This is a genomic window from Mesorhizobium sp. P2_C4, from assembly GCF_056404575.1.
Map to the genome: position 1 here is coordinate 117138 of NZ_JBFUDT010000008.1, position 14152 is coordinate 131289.

At 60.6% G+C, this 14152-nt stretch carries 16 protein-coding genes; 9 read left to right on the forward strand and 7 right to left on the reverse strand.

The window, feature by feature from the left end:
- Nucleotides 1-606 precede the first annotated feature (606 nt).
- Nucleotides 607-984, forward strand: a complete 378-nt coding sequence (locus AC1DX6_RS25580) for a c-type cytochrome (protein ID WP_477318487.1) — start codon at nt 607-609, stop codon at nt 982-984.
- A gap of 67 nt (nt 985-1051) precedes the next feature.
- Here AC1DX6_RS25580 and AC1DX6_RS25585 read toward each other — a convergent pair whose 3' ends face one another.
- Both AC1DX6_RS25585 and AC1DX6_RS25590 read right to left on the reverse strand, forming a co-directional pair.
- Nucleotides 1052-1963, reverse strand: coding sequence for a LysR family transcriptional regulator (locus tag AC1DX6_RS25585; RefSeq protein ID WP_477318489.1), 912 nt, complete (start codon nt 1961-1963; stop codon nt 1052-1054).
- A gap of 257 nt (nt 1964-2220) precedes the next feature.
- A complete protein-coding gene (locus tag AC1DX6_RS25590) occupies nt 2221-2847 on the reverse strand; it encodes a LysE family translocator (RefSeq protein WP_477318491.1) in 627 nt (208 codons plus the stop codon).
- Nucleotides 2848-3005: 158 nt separating this feature from the next.
- Here AC1DX6_RS25590 and AC1DX6_RS25595 point away from each other — a divergent pair, with 158 nt between their 5' ends.
- The 3 genes from AC1DX6_RS25595 (at nt 3006) to AC1DX6_RS25605 (ending at nt 4261) form a co-directional block, all read left to right on the forward strand.
- Entirely contained in the window at nt 3006-3425 is a 420-nt protein-coding gene (locus AC1DX6_RS25595; RefSeq protein WP_477318493.1) for a DOPA 4,5-dioxygenase family protein, read from the forward strand.
- Nucleotides 3426-3728: 303 nt separating this feature from the next.
- Entirely contained in the window at nt 3729-4145 is a 417-nt protein-coding gene (locus tag AC1DX6_RS25600) for an RraA family protein (protein ID WP_477318495.1), read from the forward strand.
- Nucleotides 4070-4261 carry a hypothetical protein gene (locus AC1DX6_RS25605; RefSeq protein ID WP_477318733.1) on the forward strand — a complete coding sequence of 64 codons (192 nt, stop codon included), beginning with the start codon at nt 4070-4072 and terminating at the stop codon, nt 4259-4261. The genes AC1DX6_RS25600 and AC1DX6_RS25605 overlap by 76 nt, the downstream gene beginning before the upstream one ends.
- Nucleotides 4262-4291: 30 nt before the next feature.
- On the opposite strand, the gene AC1DX6_RS25610 is transcribed toward AC1DX6_RS25605, so the two are convergent.
- The 5 genes from AC1DX6_RS25610 to AC1DX6_RS25630 form a co-directional block, all read right to left on the reverse strand.
- On the reverse strand, nt 4292-4993 hold the full coding sequence (locus tag AC1DX6_RS25610; protein WP_477318497.1) for an IclR family transcriptional regulator: 702 nt from the start codon (nt 4991-4993) through the stop codon (nt 4292-4294).
- 164 nt (nt 4994-5157) lie between these two features.
- Nucleotides 5158-6630: an aldehyde dehydrogenase family protein gene (locus AC1DX6_RS25615; protein ID WP_477318499.1), complete on the reverse strand. Its 1473-nt coding sequence runs from the start codon at nt 6628-6630 to the stop codon at nt 5158-5160.
- Between the two features lie 25 nt (nt 6631-6655).
- Complete coding sequence (locus AC1DX6_RS25620; protein ID WP_477318501.1) at nt 6656-7435, reverse strand: MoaF C-terminal domain-containing protein; 780 nt, start codon at nt 7433-7435, stop codon at nt 6656-6658.
- Nucleotides 7432-7851, reverse strand: a complete 420-nt coding sequence (locus AC1DX6_RS25625; RefSeq protein ID WP_477318503.1) for a carboxymuconolactone decarboxylase family protein — start codon at nt 7849-7851, stop codon at nt 7432-7434. The genes AC1DX6_RS25620 and AC1DX6_RS25625 overlap by 4 nt, the downstream gene beginning before the upstream one ends.
- The gene (locus AC1DX6_RS25630) at nt 7848-8855 is read right to left on the reverse strand and encodes a fumarylacetoacetate hydrolase family protein (protein ID WP_477318505.1); all 1008 of its coding nucleotides are present in this window, start codon (nt 8853-8855) and stop codon (nt 7848-7850) included. The genes AC1DX6_RS25625 and AC1DX6_RS25630 overlap by 4 nt, the downstream gene beginning before the upstream one ends.
- A 270-nt stretch (nt 8856-9125) precedes the next feature.
- Here AC1DX6_RS25630 and AC1DX6_RS25635 point away from each other — a divergent pair, with 270 nt between their 5' ends.
- From AC1DX6_RS25635 to AC1DX6_RS25655, 5 genes are all read left to right on the forward strand, one after another.
- Entirely contained in the window at nt 9126-9686 is a 561-nt protein-coding gene (locus tag AC1DX6_RS25635) for a VOC family protein (protein ID WP_477318507.1), read from the forward strand.
- Nucleotides 9687-9752: 66 nt separating this feature from the next.
- A complete protein-coding gene (locus tag AC1DX6_RS25640; RefSeq protein ID WP_477318509.1) occupies nt 9753-10586 on the forward strand; it encodes a MoaF C-terminal domain-containing protein in 834 nt (277 codons plus the stop codon).
- A gap of 150 nt (nt 10587-10736) precedes the next feature.
- Complete coding sequence (locus tag AC1DX6_RS25645) at nt 10737-11816, forward strand: ABC transporter ATP-binding protein (RefSeq protein ID WP_477318511.1); 1080 nt, start codon at nt 10737-10739, stop codon at nt 11814-11816.
- A 46-nt stretch (nt 11817-11862) separates the two neighbouring features.
- Complete coding sequence (locus tag AC1DX6_RS25650; protein WP_477318513.1) at nt 11863-12912, forward strand: ABC transporter substrate-binding protein; 1050 nt, start codon at nt 11863-11865, stop codon at nt 12910-12912.
- Nucleotides 12913-12967: 55 nt separating this feature from the next.
- Nucleotides 12968-14152, forward strand: coding sequence for an ABC transporter permease (locus tag AC1DX6_RS25655; protein WP_477318515.1), 1185 nt, complete (start codon nt 12968-12970; stop codon nt 14150-14152).

The following is a 14152-nucleotide window of genomic DNA, read 5'->3' on the forward strand; positions in this document are numbered from 1 at the left end:
GGCTGGGGATGCCACAGCCGTGCGCGCAGGAAGGCCGCCTTCGGCGCGAGCGTGGCGGCATCGGCCACCGCTCACAGGCCCATTCGTTGCGTTGGCTGGGCACATCTGGGGGTTGACCAAAGAGCTAAAAGGCTAATAAATAAACCTATAAAAGATGCTCCATTCGGCTTTGGGCGGCCTGATTCCTTGGCGAGTCGCGGCGGCTGAGCGCTCGCCATTGGCGGCTCGGTACTGCAGAATGAAATGAGAGGAAAATGCGTTCAATTCGGAAGTGCCACCCACGAGTGTTGCTGTTTTGCCGTGGTTGATCGCCATTGCTTGTGCCCGAGAAGGGGGGGCGTGTCGATCGCACCGCCCTTCAAGGGAGCTCATTCTGGCATGATGAACACTCGCCGAAAGTTTCTTTCTGCAGCAGTCGCCGCGACGGCTGTTTGCAGTGTAGCGCTGACCAGTTCCGTCCCCCCGCAAGCTCAGATCCGGCGGGAGCCCAACATCGGCGGCGTTGACGACCTCGCCATGGTACGCGGGCTTGCCGCGGCGACGGTGCGGACAGTCAGCGTCGGCGTCCGAACATTACCAATCAATATCGAAGAAAGGACCTAACGCATGACCCAGATCTTGCGGTTTCTCACCATAGCGTCGATCGTCTGTGTCATCTGCCCCAGTTCTGTTTTTGCAGAAGGAGACGCTGTTCGCGGCAAGCAGCTTTTCAATCGATGTGCGGCGTGCCATTCGATTGAGAGTCAAAACAAGTCCGGGCCCGCTTTGAATGGCGTGTTCGGCCGGAAAGCCGGAGCGGTAGAAGGCTATCGCTATTCTGCGGCGGTCGCGAATTCGAACATCATCTGGACGGATGAGACACTTGATGCCTTCTTGTCGGGTCCAGCCAAGATGTTGCAGGGCACGCGCATGACCACTAGCGTGGTGAAACCGGCCGATCGGGCGGACATTATCACGTATCTGAAAACGCTTACCGTCCCATGATACCTACACGATGCAACGCCTCGCGGCGCAAGGCTTGCATCATTTGGGCAGGTTGAGCTGTCGCTGGCTAGGCAGGCGATGAGCGCCTTAGTTGGGAACAGGCGTCAATGAATGCTCGCAACTTGGGCTGGTTTTGCGCTGTCCTGGTAAAGTACAGGAATAGCCCGTCGGTACCCGGTGAATAGTCGAGCAGAACGGGTTCAAGTTGGCCGGCGGCAACCCTTCGCGATGCGTGAAAGGTTGATGAATAGATCAAGCCCAAACCTTGCGCTGCAAGGTTCTGCATGAGTTCGCCGTCGTTCACGGTCAAGGGGCCACTAGGTTCGATGCTGACGTTTTGTCCGCTTTCGAGAAACTCCCATCGATAGATGTCGCCTTTGGCCGGTCGTCGAAACCGGACGCATTGATGTTTTGTGAGGTCACCTGGCACCCGAGGACGTCCATTTTTCCCAAAGTAGTCAGGTGATCCGAAAACCGCCCATTTGAAGGGCGGTGAAAGCCTCACCGCGACCATCTCCTTGGCAATATATGATCCGATGAGAATACCGGCGTCGTAGCCCTCGGCGATGAAGTCTCCGTGCGTATTGCTTACGGTTATGTCGACCTTCACGTTCGGCCAGGCCTCACGAAAAGCCGGCAGGATCGGTTCTAGGACATGGGACAAGGCAAGACGCTCGACTATGAGCTTCAAGGTGCCTGACGGTTCGCTTGAAGACTGGAATGTCTCCCCCAGGCTCGTCTCGATGAGTTGCGCTGCAGGGGCGATTTTTGCAAGCAGGGTCTCTCCTGCCTCGGTCAAGGATATGCGCCGTGTCGTGCGGTGAAAAAGCGGCGCTCCCAGACGACGCTCAAGCTTTTGAAGCGTTTGGCTGATCGCACCCGGCGTCACCTCGAGATCGAGCGCAGCCTTTCGGATGCTCTGCCGCTTTGCTATGGCCAAAAACTCGGACAAACCATCGAATGTGTTTTGACGGCTCATTTCATTCCTTTTTCAAAGCAATCCCCAACGGGCCTTTTCGCGCGTAGTGCCAGCCGTTCTAGTTAATCTTGCCCGATAACAAAGCAAACTTAAACAATGTCCGGCAGTGTCCCGTCGAGGCCGACCGTCGGCTAAGGCTCGGCTGCTTTGAAGGTCACCATGTCGGTCTCCGCCGCATCTCGGGAGCTTGCCGAGAAAGATTTGTGACCGTGCTCGTCTTCGGCCGCCGACCACATTCGAATCGTCAACCTAGATGACTACCGATGGGAAGTGGCAAGTTTGATTGCCAATCCCACAAACACGATAGCAGCAACGCGATTGAGCCACAGTTGACCTTTTGAGGATTGCCGCAGCCAGTCGTTGAGTGAACCGGCAAGGACGGAGATGAGCACGAAAGAGGCGAACGCGCACAGGATAAATACACCTCCCAGAGTGAGCATCTGGAGGACAACACTGCCGCGCTCCGGCGCGGTGAACTGCGGTAAGAAGGCGAGAAAAAATATCGCGACCTTCGGATTGGTCACGTTCATCACAACGCCGCGAGCAAACATCTGCCGCATAGACCCAGTCCGCTCCTTGACGGCCTCCAGTTCGTCTGGCTTCGCGGTGAAGGCCCTGTAGGCGAGATAGAGCAAATAGGCGGCGCCAACGAACTTGAGCGCATCGAACGCTGTCTGCGACGTCTGGAAGATCGCTGCCACACCCAGCGAAACAGCGACGGTGTGAACAACCAGACCGACGCAAAGCCCAAGCGTTACGTACACGCCTACCATGCGGCCCCAGAGAGCCGATTGGGTCAGCACGAAGAGGTTATCCGGCCCTGGCACCCAAGCCAGCAGGGTGGCAGCACCTACGAAGGTCACAAGCGTGTCCAAAGGTATCATGAATTCCCCTTCACACGTGTGTAGGCGTGTAGCATGCTCAGAAACGGACTATGCGACTGCTGCGCCAAGTTTGTAGATCCCGCGCCGGCTACAGACAAGCGTGCGTGCTTCGGGCACAGTTCTCCCGGTCGCGACGATCATCGAAGGAGAACATTGAGGTGAATGAAGACCCTGCCAGCCCAAGACCGCTCGCGGAGATTGCCAGCTATCATGCCCATATCTACTTCGGCGGGCAGACCGAGCGGCAACACGCCGAATGGCTGCGTCTTCGGATCGCAGAGCGGTTCCGCGTACGCCTGGGCAACTGGCACGAGCAGAAAGTCGGCCCGCATGACCAGGCAATGTACCAGGTCTCATTTGCGAACGAGATTTTCGCTTCACTCGTTCCATGGCTCATGCTGAACCATAGGGGGCTCAGCATACTCATCCACCCGAATACGACCAACCCCCGTCGTGACCATCTGGTCGATCCGATCTGGATAGGCCGGCCGCTCGTCGTGAACGCCGATATCCTTGACGACGATCACGAAGCGGAAGCGGCGCTGCCGCCCAACACCAACCCGTCCCTGCCGGCATAACAGCTCGAGCGCATGCCGCGCCCGCCTTTGCTCGCCAATCTCGGTCGCCGTCCCAAAGGTGCAGACAATGTCCTCATGGAAAACGGCGGCCGAACCAATAACCCTGTTTGTGCAGTCGGCAATCGTTCCAAGGCAAAACAGTCCGGACCAGAGTGTGCGGCTCTTGAGGGAATGACGTCGACGAGAAGCCGAAATTCGAGCTGTGTTGCCGTGGCTGGCGGCGGGCCGGCAAAAAATGGCCGAACCAGAGGCTCGGCCAAGATGTGAAGGTGTAAACCTCCAGAGGGGAACGCGTCGTGCGCAATGGGAGGAGAACGCCCGACGCATCCAGCAGATAGGAACTGGGCGGCTGGTGTTCAACCGATCGAGGAGTGCCCGGCCGGACACGTTCTGGTGATCGATGCACGAGGCGATGCTGGCGCGGCCTCCGCGGGCGACATCATGATCGGGCGGTTGAAGGCGAGGGGTTGCGTTGGCGCAATCAGCGACGGAGGGTTCCGTGACACGGTCGACATCGCTGCCCTGGGCCTTCCAGTCTATCACACCGCCCGGCCCCGCCTTCCACTCCGATCCGCCTTCACCCCGCCGATCTCGATCTGCCAATCGGCTGTGGTGGCGTTGCCGTCTATCCCGGAGACATCGTCGTGGGCGATGGCGAAAGCGTGGTCGTCATCCCGCGCGACATTGTCGAGGAAGTTGCCGCCGAGGCCTTCGAGATAACCGGCTACGAGGCGTTCGCGGCCGCAAAGGTAGCGGAAGGACGTTCGATCTTCGGGCTCTTCCCGGGCACGGCGGAAAGCAGGGCGGAATTCGAAACCTGGAAAAGAAACAGATAGCGAGGAGCGGACTTTGGACCACGGTTCCTTCTACAGCAGCTTTGAAATGTCTGACACCATGCCGAGAAGCTTCGGCTTCAGTGCCGGCAGTGTCTCGGCCCTGCTGCTGGGCACCAATATGGCGAGGCTTGCATTGCAGCGCCCGTCAGGTTCGATCAGCGGTGCGGCAACGCCGTGGACGCCCATCTGAAGTTCGTCATGCGAGATCGCGTAGCCGTCACGCCGGGTCTGCTCGACGCGCGCCAGCGCAGCGTCTGGGTCGGAGGCTTTCTTGATGATGCGGGCGATCGTCTTTTGGTCCTGGAAAGCAAGCATCGCCCAGCCGCTGGCACCAAGATGGAGTGCGTGGTGCGATCCGGGAACATGTTGCACGCGGACGAGGTGCCTGTTTCCCAAGGCCTGTTCGGTAACCACTGCCTCGTCCTTGTTGAGGCAATGCAGCACCACCGTTTCCCCGACGGCATTGGCCAGCGTGCCCATCAAGGGCCGGGCTATGGCGGAAATGTCGCGCTCGAGTTGGCGGACCAGGTCGTTGACTGCGCTGCCTAAAGTGTAACCGTCATGGCCGCGCCGAACATAGGCCCGCTGCTCCAGCGTAACCAGAAGCCTGTAGGCCACAGTCCTGTTGATGTCGCACACGCGTGCTACATCGGCTGCGCCTATCGGGCCTTTCTTGCCAACGGTTTCGAGGACGGTGAGCATCTGGTCGCCGGTCAGCGATATTTCGGCCAAAAGGAGACTCCAATCTTCCGGGGCATAGTCATAACTCGTCCATCGCTGTCCGTGGCGACGGGTACCAGCAACGGGCGTATGGATATCGAACTTCGATTGTCCGATAATCGAGACTAGTCCGAACCCCCGGGACCTTCAATATGCAACCGGCGATGGTCGCAATCTCATGAAATGACCGACACCGTCTTCTCGACCGTGTTGGCGAGAATGCCGGACCGGCCGAGTTCCTCCCCCAGGCCGCTGGTCTTGACGCCGAGCCATGGCAGGGCAGGGTGCGGCGGCCCCCAAGCGTTGACCCAGACCGAGCCGGTGCGCAAATGCCGCGCAAAACGGTTGACGGTGGCGAGATCGCGCGTCCAGACAACCGATGTCAGGCCATAGTCCGTCGCATTGGCGAGAAGCAAGGCTTCATCGTCGTCGTGGAAACGGATGATGGTGCCGACAGGCCCGAAGATTTCCTCGCGCGCGATGGTGAGGTCGTTGCCGCCGGCAAACAAAGTGGGTGCATAGAAATATCCCGGACGATCGATGCGGCTGCCGCCGGTCAGCAGGCGGGCGCCCTCGGCCTTGCCCTTCTGCACATACCCGTTCACCCGTTCCAGCTGCCTTTCGCTTACCAACGATCCCATCTGGGTCTCCGGCGCAAAGGGATCGCCGACGACGATGTTTTCGGCCGCAGTGACCATGCGCTCGATCACCTCATCGGCGATCGACTCGTGGACGAGGACCCTGCTGCCCGAGGCGCAGGTTTGACCCTGATTGGCGAACAGCGAGATCGAAGCGCCTGGGATGACGCGGTCGAGATCCGCATCCCGGCACACGATCTGGGGCGACTTGCCGCCAAGTTCGAGCGTGACCTTCTTCAGCGCTTCTGAGGCAATTGCGGCAATTCGCCGTCCGACGCCGGGGCTGCCGGTGAACGAGATCTTGTCGACGCCCGGATGCCGCACCAGGGCGTCGCCGGCGGTCGTGCCGCTGCCGGTCACCAGGTTGACGACGCCGGGCGGAAAGCCGGCTTCCTCGATCAGCTCGATCAGCCGGATTGTGCTCAGCGAGGCATCCTCGGCCGGCTTGATGACGACGGTGTTGCCGGCGGCGAGCGCCGGCCCCAGCTTCCACGAGGCGATCATCGTTGGAGCGTTCCACGGCGTGATCGCGCCGACGACGCCGATCGGCTGGCGCAGCGTGTAGGAATGGCGCTGCCGGCCGTCGAAATCCGGCAGGTTGAAGGTGCTGCCGCCGATCTTGTCGGCCCAGCCGGCAAAATGGCGGAAGGTATCGGCCGCCAGCGGGATTTCGAACATGAACGGCTCGAAATAGGGTCGCCCGATATCGATGGCCTCGAGATAGGCAAGGTTCTCGCGATTGGCCTCGACGAGATCGGCAAGCCGCCAAAGCAGCTTGCCGCGATCGGCTCCCGACAGGCGCGACCATGCGCCCGTCTCGAATTGTGCACGGGCGGAGGCGACGGCAGCGGCCACATCGCCCACTGTCGCCATGCTCAGCGTGGCGAGCGGCTGACCGCTGCTTGGATTGATGACGGTCTGAACGCCACCATCCGCTGCCGGCCGCCATTGTCCGCCGATATAAAGTTCGACGCGCGGCAGCCGCTTCGCCGTTTCGCTCAGCCCCGTCATGCCATTCCTCCCGGCAACAGACCCGTCAATACTTTGTTTCGTTGACCAGCACGCCCGTGGCGCCGACGATGATCTGGCTGATGGCTCGTTTTTCTGGATCCCAGCCGACCAGCCGGCCTGCCGATTTCGGCGCTTCGTTGAGGTCGATCACCAGGGCGCCGTTGAAAGGCGTGGCTCGGTCGGACCAGCTGAACAGATAGAGTTTCTCGTCGATCTTGCGGACCGAGGTCGGCTCCACCGCGCCCATTCCGGCTTCCGGCCCGATAATGCCGTGCCAGACATAGAGTTCCGGCTCGATGTAGATATGCTCGAAGAAGTGGGTTGGGCCGTAGGTCCAGTGGATGCGCTTGCCAACCAGTTCCTTGGTCGGTTCGAAGCGCTCGCCGATTTCTCCTCCAATGCCGGCTTCCAAGATGACGCTGCGCTCGGCAACCGTAGAGCTTCCGCCCATGATCACGGTATGGACGATCACGGCGCGGCTTTTGACGAGGTCGAACACCACCATATCGTTCGAATTGCTTTCGGGATGGTTGATCGTCGCCGCAAGCAATCCGCGCCGCACTTCGATCGCTTCGTAGCTCGCCTCGCCGATAGGATAGGCAACGTTGGCGGCCGGCGTTGAGGTCCACCGGACGGTCTTCTCGTCGAAACTGAGCGACAGGGGCGGCCGGTCGGCGAAATGCAGCACCTGCGTCGTCCCGACAAGCGACAGCGTCGCATCGAGCCGCAGCGCGTCGTGACCGGGAAACAGCTTGTCCGGGGTGACGGTATCGAGTCGTTTGTAGTTCTCGGCAATCTGGCTCATGGCTTTTGACCTTTCGAAGGTGCGGTGGTGGACTGGGTTTCAGGCGGGCTCTCAAGGACCTCTTGCGCGATCCGGAAGGATTCCACCCCCGCGGGAACGCCGGCGTAGATCGTCAGCTGGATCAGTGCATCGCGGATTTCATCTGGGGTGACGCCGTTGCGCAGCGCTCCGCGCAGATGCAGCCCGAGTTCCGCATTGCGACCGAGCGTACCGAGGATGACGATGTTGAGCAGGCTGCGGTCGCGCCGGCTGAGCGCCTCGCGACCCCATGACGCTCCCCAGCAATATTCTGTAACCAGTTCCTGGAAATCCCGGCCGAATTCGCCCGCTCTGTCGAAAGCACGCTGGACATAGTCCTCGCCGATGACGTCCTTGCGGATCTGCAGCCCTTTTTCGAACAGCGCCGACTTGCTCATGCCGGGGCCCTTTCATCGACCACTGGGTTGGTGAGCGTGCCGAGCCCCTCGATCTCGACAGAGATGACGTCTCCGCCCTTGAGAAAGCGCGGCGGCTTGCGGGTGAAGCCGACACCGGCCGGCGTGCCCATGGGAATGACATCGCCAGGCTCCAAGTCGATGAACTCCGACAGGTGCTCGATGATGGCCGGAATATCGAACAGCATCTCGCTCGTATTGCCGGACTGCACGACTTCGTCGTTGAGCGTCGTGGTGATCTGGAGTGCGTGAGGGTCGGCGACTTCGTCGCGGAGCACGAGATAGGGACCGAACGGCCCCGTGTGGGAGAAGTTCTTGCCAGCCGTGTATTGCGAGATGCGGAATTGGTAGTCACGGACGGTCACGTCATTGAAGATGGAGTAGCCGGCGACATGGTCGAGCGCGTCATCCCGCGAAATGTAGCGGCCCGGCTTGCCAATAATCACGGCGAGTTCGCCCTCCCAGTCGAGCTGATGGGACACACGCGGGACCACCACATTGCCGCCGGGAGCAACCAGAGTCTTGGCGAAACGAGCGAAGATGATCGGTATCTCGGAAATGGGACGCCCGGCCTCTTCGGCATGCTTGCCGTAGTTGCGGCCGACGCAAATGATCTTGGGCGGGAAGGGGATGGGCGGCAGCAGGCTGACCGAGGCCGACTGAACCAGGATCGAATTCCGGCGCGCGTCTGCCGCGTCCAGCTTGGACGCCTTGTCGATGATGTCCTTCAGGGCGGTCAGCGCCGGAGCGCCCGCCGCGAGAAAGCCGATAGTGTCCGCGGTCCAGCTGTCGCCCGTAGGCACAACCTGTGGAAAGGCGGCGGTGGCGTCGGCGAGGTCGATGATCATATCGCCTTGCACCGCGCCGAGGCGGGGCCGGCCTCCTGATATATAAGTGACGAGCTTGGTCATTTCGCTCTCTTCAGTTGTCAAGTTCTTAAACAATATCCGAATATCGAACACAATTAGTTCGATATTCGGTACCATAGAAGATGCCCTCCATGTGGTCAAGACAGGATCGCGCATGTCGCCGTGAAGGTTGAACCCGGCGGCTACCGGCGCGAACTTTGACCCTGGAAGTCGCATATCGAACTCGTTCCTCAGCATTTTCCACCTCTCCAGGCGCCTTTTCAGGTAGGCGCGCAAGCACTCTTGACGTCGCACTCAAGGTCATCTAGTTTCGAATAACGAACAAAGTTGGTCCGATTATCGGACCAGATGAGAATCAAACCAATCGCGTACAGGAGAGGAATCACAATGACGCTACGGGTCGGTCGACTGGGACACGTGGGGATCGCCGTCCGGGATATGGAGCGGTCGGTCAGCTTCTATACCGAGGTTTTGGGAATGCAGCTGACCGAGCAATTCAACTACGGTCTGGATGAGGTAGGGCATGGGGTGGCGGTCCTGTCGGGATCGTTCGTCCGGAACGACTCCACGCATCACTGCCTGTCGATCTTCACGCTCAGAAGCGCCGTCGAGCCGCCTGCCGAGCATGCCTTCGGCCTGCACCATATCGCCTTTGAGATGAACAGCTCCGACGACTTGCTTGCGCTGTACAGGCGCTTTGAGGAGCGCGGGATCGTCATTGTCAACGCGCGCAAGGGCGGTCCCGGCAACCAGCCACGCTTCTATGGCCGCGACCCTGACGGAAACCTGCTGGAATTCTATTGGAGCATCGACCAGATCGGCTGGGATGGGATCCCCCGACCCTATCCGCCGATCGAAGAAATTGAGCTGGAAAGCTTCGATTTCGTGGCCTTCGAGCTCGAACGCGAGCGCATGGCCGAAAACGCCAGGAACGCAAAGAAAATCTGAGCAAGCGTGAAAGCCGTAGCTGCCACCGAGGAGGTGGCGCTGCGATCGCGACAGGGAGGTTCGATAATGGTTACCAGTGCTGTTTCTTCTGCCGCCGTCCATTGGCCGCAGATCGGAGATATCCTGCAAAATCATTCTGGCGGCAGGCCGGACCCAACGTCCGATCTGGTGGGGAAGTCCTTTGCCGTCGCCTTTGGTGATGGGGACAGGCTCAGCCTGGCGTTCGAAACCGCGGGCATTCTGTCCTGGAGCGCCAAAGGTACCAAGGGGCATGGCCAACAGCCATACCAGGCGTTCTGTGTTCGCGATGGGATGTATTTCGTCGACTTCATCGACGCCAATGACGAGTTGAAGTCGATCAGCCTATGGCTGGACCTGACGCGAGACGCCGTTCTCCTGATTGAAGGTTCGGTGGCCGACAAGTCGGCGGAGAACATGAATCTCCTAACCCGGGTCGAGCAGACCGGCGCGCAGAGTGTGCCGACACTAACTTATCGTAGCGGAAGCATAGGAAAGGCATCCATCGTCGAGTTTGCGCGCACCGACAAGCTTTTCGGCAAGTTTTTTCGCTACGTTTACAGCGATACGCATATCTATGATCACTACTATGTGAACCCGAAATACTACTTCTGGTACTGTTGGCATGGCCCGGATGCCGGCATCGGTGAATTCGACGAAGCCGACTATTTCGAACTGGCCGATGATATCTACCTGATCTGCTGGCGAGAAAAATTCCTGCCGTGCCTCGCCGTCACGATCGAGGACCTCAGTTCGATGCGATCGATCGGCAAGGTCTTCGGCGCTGACTCTCGCACCTGGCGGACCGGGAACAGCACGGTGGGTGCAACCATGAGCATCGTCGCTACCATTGCGCCAGGCACAGCCGACGTCCCTGCGTAGGGTCGCGGCATGCTGCTTCGGTAGCTGTGCAGCAGACACGACGCGAGCGACGAAACAGCGGCGATGCCGCTTCCATGTCATTAAACCTGGAAAGAATCGCCGGAGATGAAGCAGCACGATACAACCGGAACAGAACCGACGGCGACGTCAGTGACGCCGCCAATAGTGCGCTTCAGTAGTGTTTCGAAGCACTACGGCGCGTTCCGGGCCCTCTGCGACATCGACCTGGAAATCCAGCGGGGCGAATTTCTGACGCTGCTCGGACCGTCGGGCTCGGGGAAAACTACATCGCTAATGCTGCTGGCGGGTTTCGACAGGCCGACAGCCGGCACGATCGAAATGGACGGCACACGCATCGAAGGCTTGCCCGCACACAAGCGCGACATCGGCGTGGTGTTCCAGAATTACGCGCTGTTTCCGCATCTTACCGTGGCCGAGAACCTGGCGTTTCCTCTCTCCGTGCGCCGCGTGTCGAAGGCGGAAATCGGCGAACGGGTCGAGAAGGCGTTGAGCCTCGTCCATCTCGACAGCATGGGCGAGCGAAAGCCGTCGCAATTGTCGGGCGGCCAGCAGCAGCGTGTCGCGCTCGCCCGCGCCATCATTTTCAAGCCACGCCTCATCCTGCTCGATGAGCCGCTTGGTGCCCTGGACAAGAACCTTCGCGAGCACATGCAGGCGGAACTGAAGCACCTGCACCGGCAGCTCGGCATAACCATGGTGTTCGTCACCCACGATCAATCCGAGGCCCTCAACCTGTCGGACCGTGTCGCCGTCTTCAACAACGGCCGGCTGGAGCAGATCGATGCCCCAGAGTTGCTGTACGAACGGCCATGCACGCCCTTCGTCGCTTCCTTCATCGGCGAGAACAATCTGCTTGACGGTCGGATCGAGACACTTGCGGCCGGTCAGGCCGCCATCCGGCTGGATCGAGGAACTGTCCTGCATATGACCGTCGCGGGAAATCCCGCCGTCGGCGACCGCGTCAAGGTCGGCATCCGGCCGGAGCACCTGATGGTCGCGGGCGGCGAAGGGGCATTCGTGGGGACTGTCACCGAGATCTCCTACCTCGGTGACGCGCGCCGCCTGGCCGTCGAATGCGACGGCCTCGGACGGCTGACGCTGAAACTTCCGGCAGCGGCCGGGGCCGACCGCTTCGGCGTCGGCGACGAAATCCGGGTGGCTATACCAGAGGCGCTGTGCCGGGCACTGCCCGACACAGGCCGCGGATGACACTCGCGATGCATTCCGAACCACCAACCAAGAAAGGGGACTAGTCATGAGAACAAGAACGACAATCCTTCATGTGGCATTTCTGGCATCCGTTGTCGCCTTGCCGGGCGTCGCGGCCGCCCGCGATCTAACGGTCGTGTCGGCGGGCGGCATCTTTCAGGATGCACAGCGCGAGGTGTATTTCGACCCGTTTCGCAAGGAGACGAGTATCCCGCTTGCCGAAGACAGCTGGGACGGCGGCATCGGCGTTTTGCGCACCAAGGTTGGTGCCGGCGAGGCCAATAATTGGGACGTGGTCGAGGTGGAAGCCGAGGAACAAGCGCTGGGATGTGAAGAAGGCCTATTCGAGCCGATCGATCCTGCCACCGTGGGCGGCGTCGAGCGCTACATTCCGGGAAGCGTCAAGGAATGCGGCGTGCCCGCCAACATCTTCAGCATCGTGCTGGCCTATGACGGAGCAGTGTTCAAAGACGGTCCCAAAACATGGGCTGATGTCTGGGATACGAAGAAATATCCAGGCAAACGTGCCCTCCGCAACGGGCCGAAATTCACGCTCGAAGCCGCGCTGATGGCCGATGGCGTCGCGCCGGCCGACGTGTACAAGACCCTCGGTACGCCAGAGGGAGTCGACAGGGCTTTCAAGAAGCTCGACGAACTCAAGCCCAGCATTGTCTGGTGGTCTTCGGGCAACCAGCCGATGCAGTTGCTTGGATCCGGTGAGGTGGCGATGACCACCTCCTACAACGGCCGCATCCGGGGTGCCAACGCCGAGAACAAGCGTGACTTCAAGATCATGTGGGCCGGCAATATCCTCAACATCGATTCCTGGGTGATCCTCAAAGGATCCCCCAACAAGGACAATGCCGTCAAGCTGTTGGAATATCTCGGCCGTGCCGACCGCCAGGTGGAGTGGCCGGCGAAGCTCGGCTACGGCGTCGGCTCGGTCGCGGCCCAGGCGGCTTTGCCGGCCGATGTCGCGGCGACGCTGCCCACAGCACCGGAGCATATTGCCGCCGGGATTACCGTCGACGCCAATTTCTGGGTGCAGAACATCGATGCCCTGAATGAGCGCTTCGCCGCCTGGGCGGCAAAGTGACGACAAGCACGGCGGCGGACTTGCGTCCGCCGCCCCATTGCGAGAGATAACGACCATGACCTCCGGGATCTACAGGCCGCGCCGGGCGCTTGGCGCAAACACCGTGGGTATCGCCTTGGTGGCCCCGCTGGCGTTGTTCCTTCTCGCCGCTTTCTTCATCCCGCTCGGCGGCATGCTGTTTTTGTCCGTCGATGACCGGGAACTCGCCTTGATAATGCCCGGCACGGTCGCCGCGCTGGCTGATTGGGACGGGGCAGGGCTGCCGGGAGTGAAAGCATTCGAGGCAGTGGGGCGGGATCTGGTCGAAGCGCGCAAGGCAAAGGTTGCCGGAACGGCCGCGCGCCGGCTTGGCTATGAGGCCAGTGCCTGGCGCACGACGATCCAATCGACCGCGCGCGCCTTGCCGCGCGATATTGCCGCCATCATCGACTGGAAATCCACGCTGATCGCGGCCGATGGCGCCTGGGGCAAGCCCGATATCTGGCGTGCGCTTGCACGGGCAAAGGGGCCGCTCACCGATATCTACCTGCGGTCTGCCCTAGGCTTGCAGAGCGGCCAGGATAGCACGCTCTATGTCAATGTGCTGGCACGGACGTTCGGGATCGCGCTGTCGGCAACGGCGATCTGCATACTTCTGGCATTGCCCGCCGCTTATCTGCTGGCGAGCGTCGGCCCGACCATGGCCAACCTGCTGATGCTGGCATTGCTTTTGCCATTGTGGACCTCCGTGCTGGTGCGCTCGACGTCCTGGCTGGTCATCCTGCAGAAGAACGGCATTTTCAATCAGGTGCTGATGGGCCTCAACATCATCGATGCGCCGCTCGAACTCGTCTACAACCGCATCGGCGTGCTGGTTGCGCTCACCCACATCCTGCTGCCGTACGCCGTACTGCCGTTGTATGCCTCGATGAAGGCGCTGCCGCGCTCGCAGATGCAGGCGGCGCGGTCGCTGGGAGCCGGCCCGCTGAATTCTTTCTTTCGGATCTATCTGCCGCAGATCCTCCCAGGGATTTCGGCCGGTGGACTCCTGGTCTTCATTCTGGCGTTGGGCTATTACGTCACGCCCTTGCTGCTTGGCGGACAGGGCGACCAGATGCTGCCATTCTACATCGCCTACAACACGTTGCAGGCGTTGAACTGGGGCCTTGCGGCCGCACTCGCCAGCATTCTGCTCATCGCCACCGTCATCCTGTACGCGCTCTACGTGCGGCTTGTCGGCGTTGAAAGGGTGGGGGTCTGA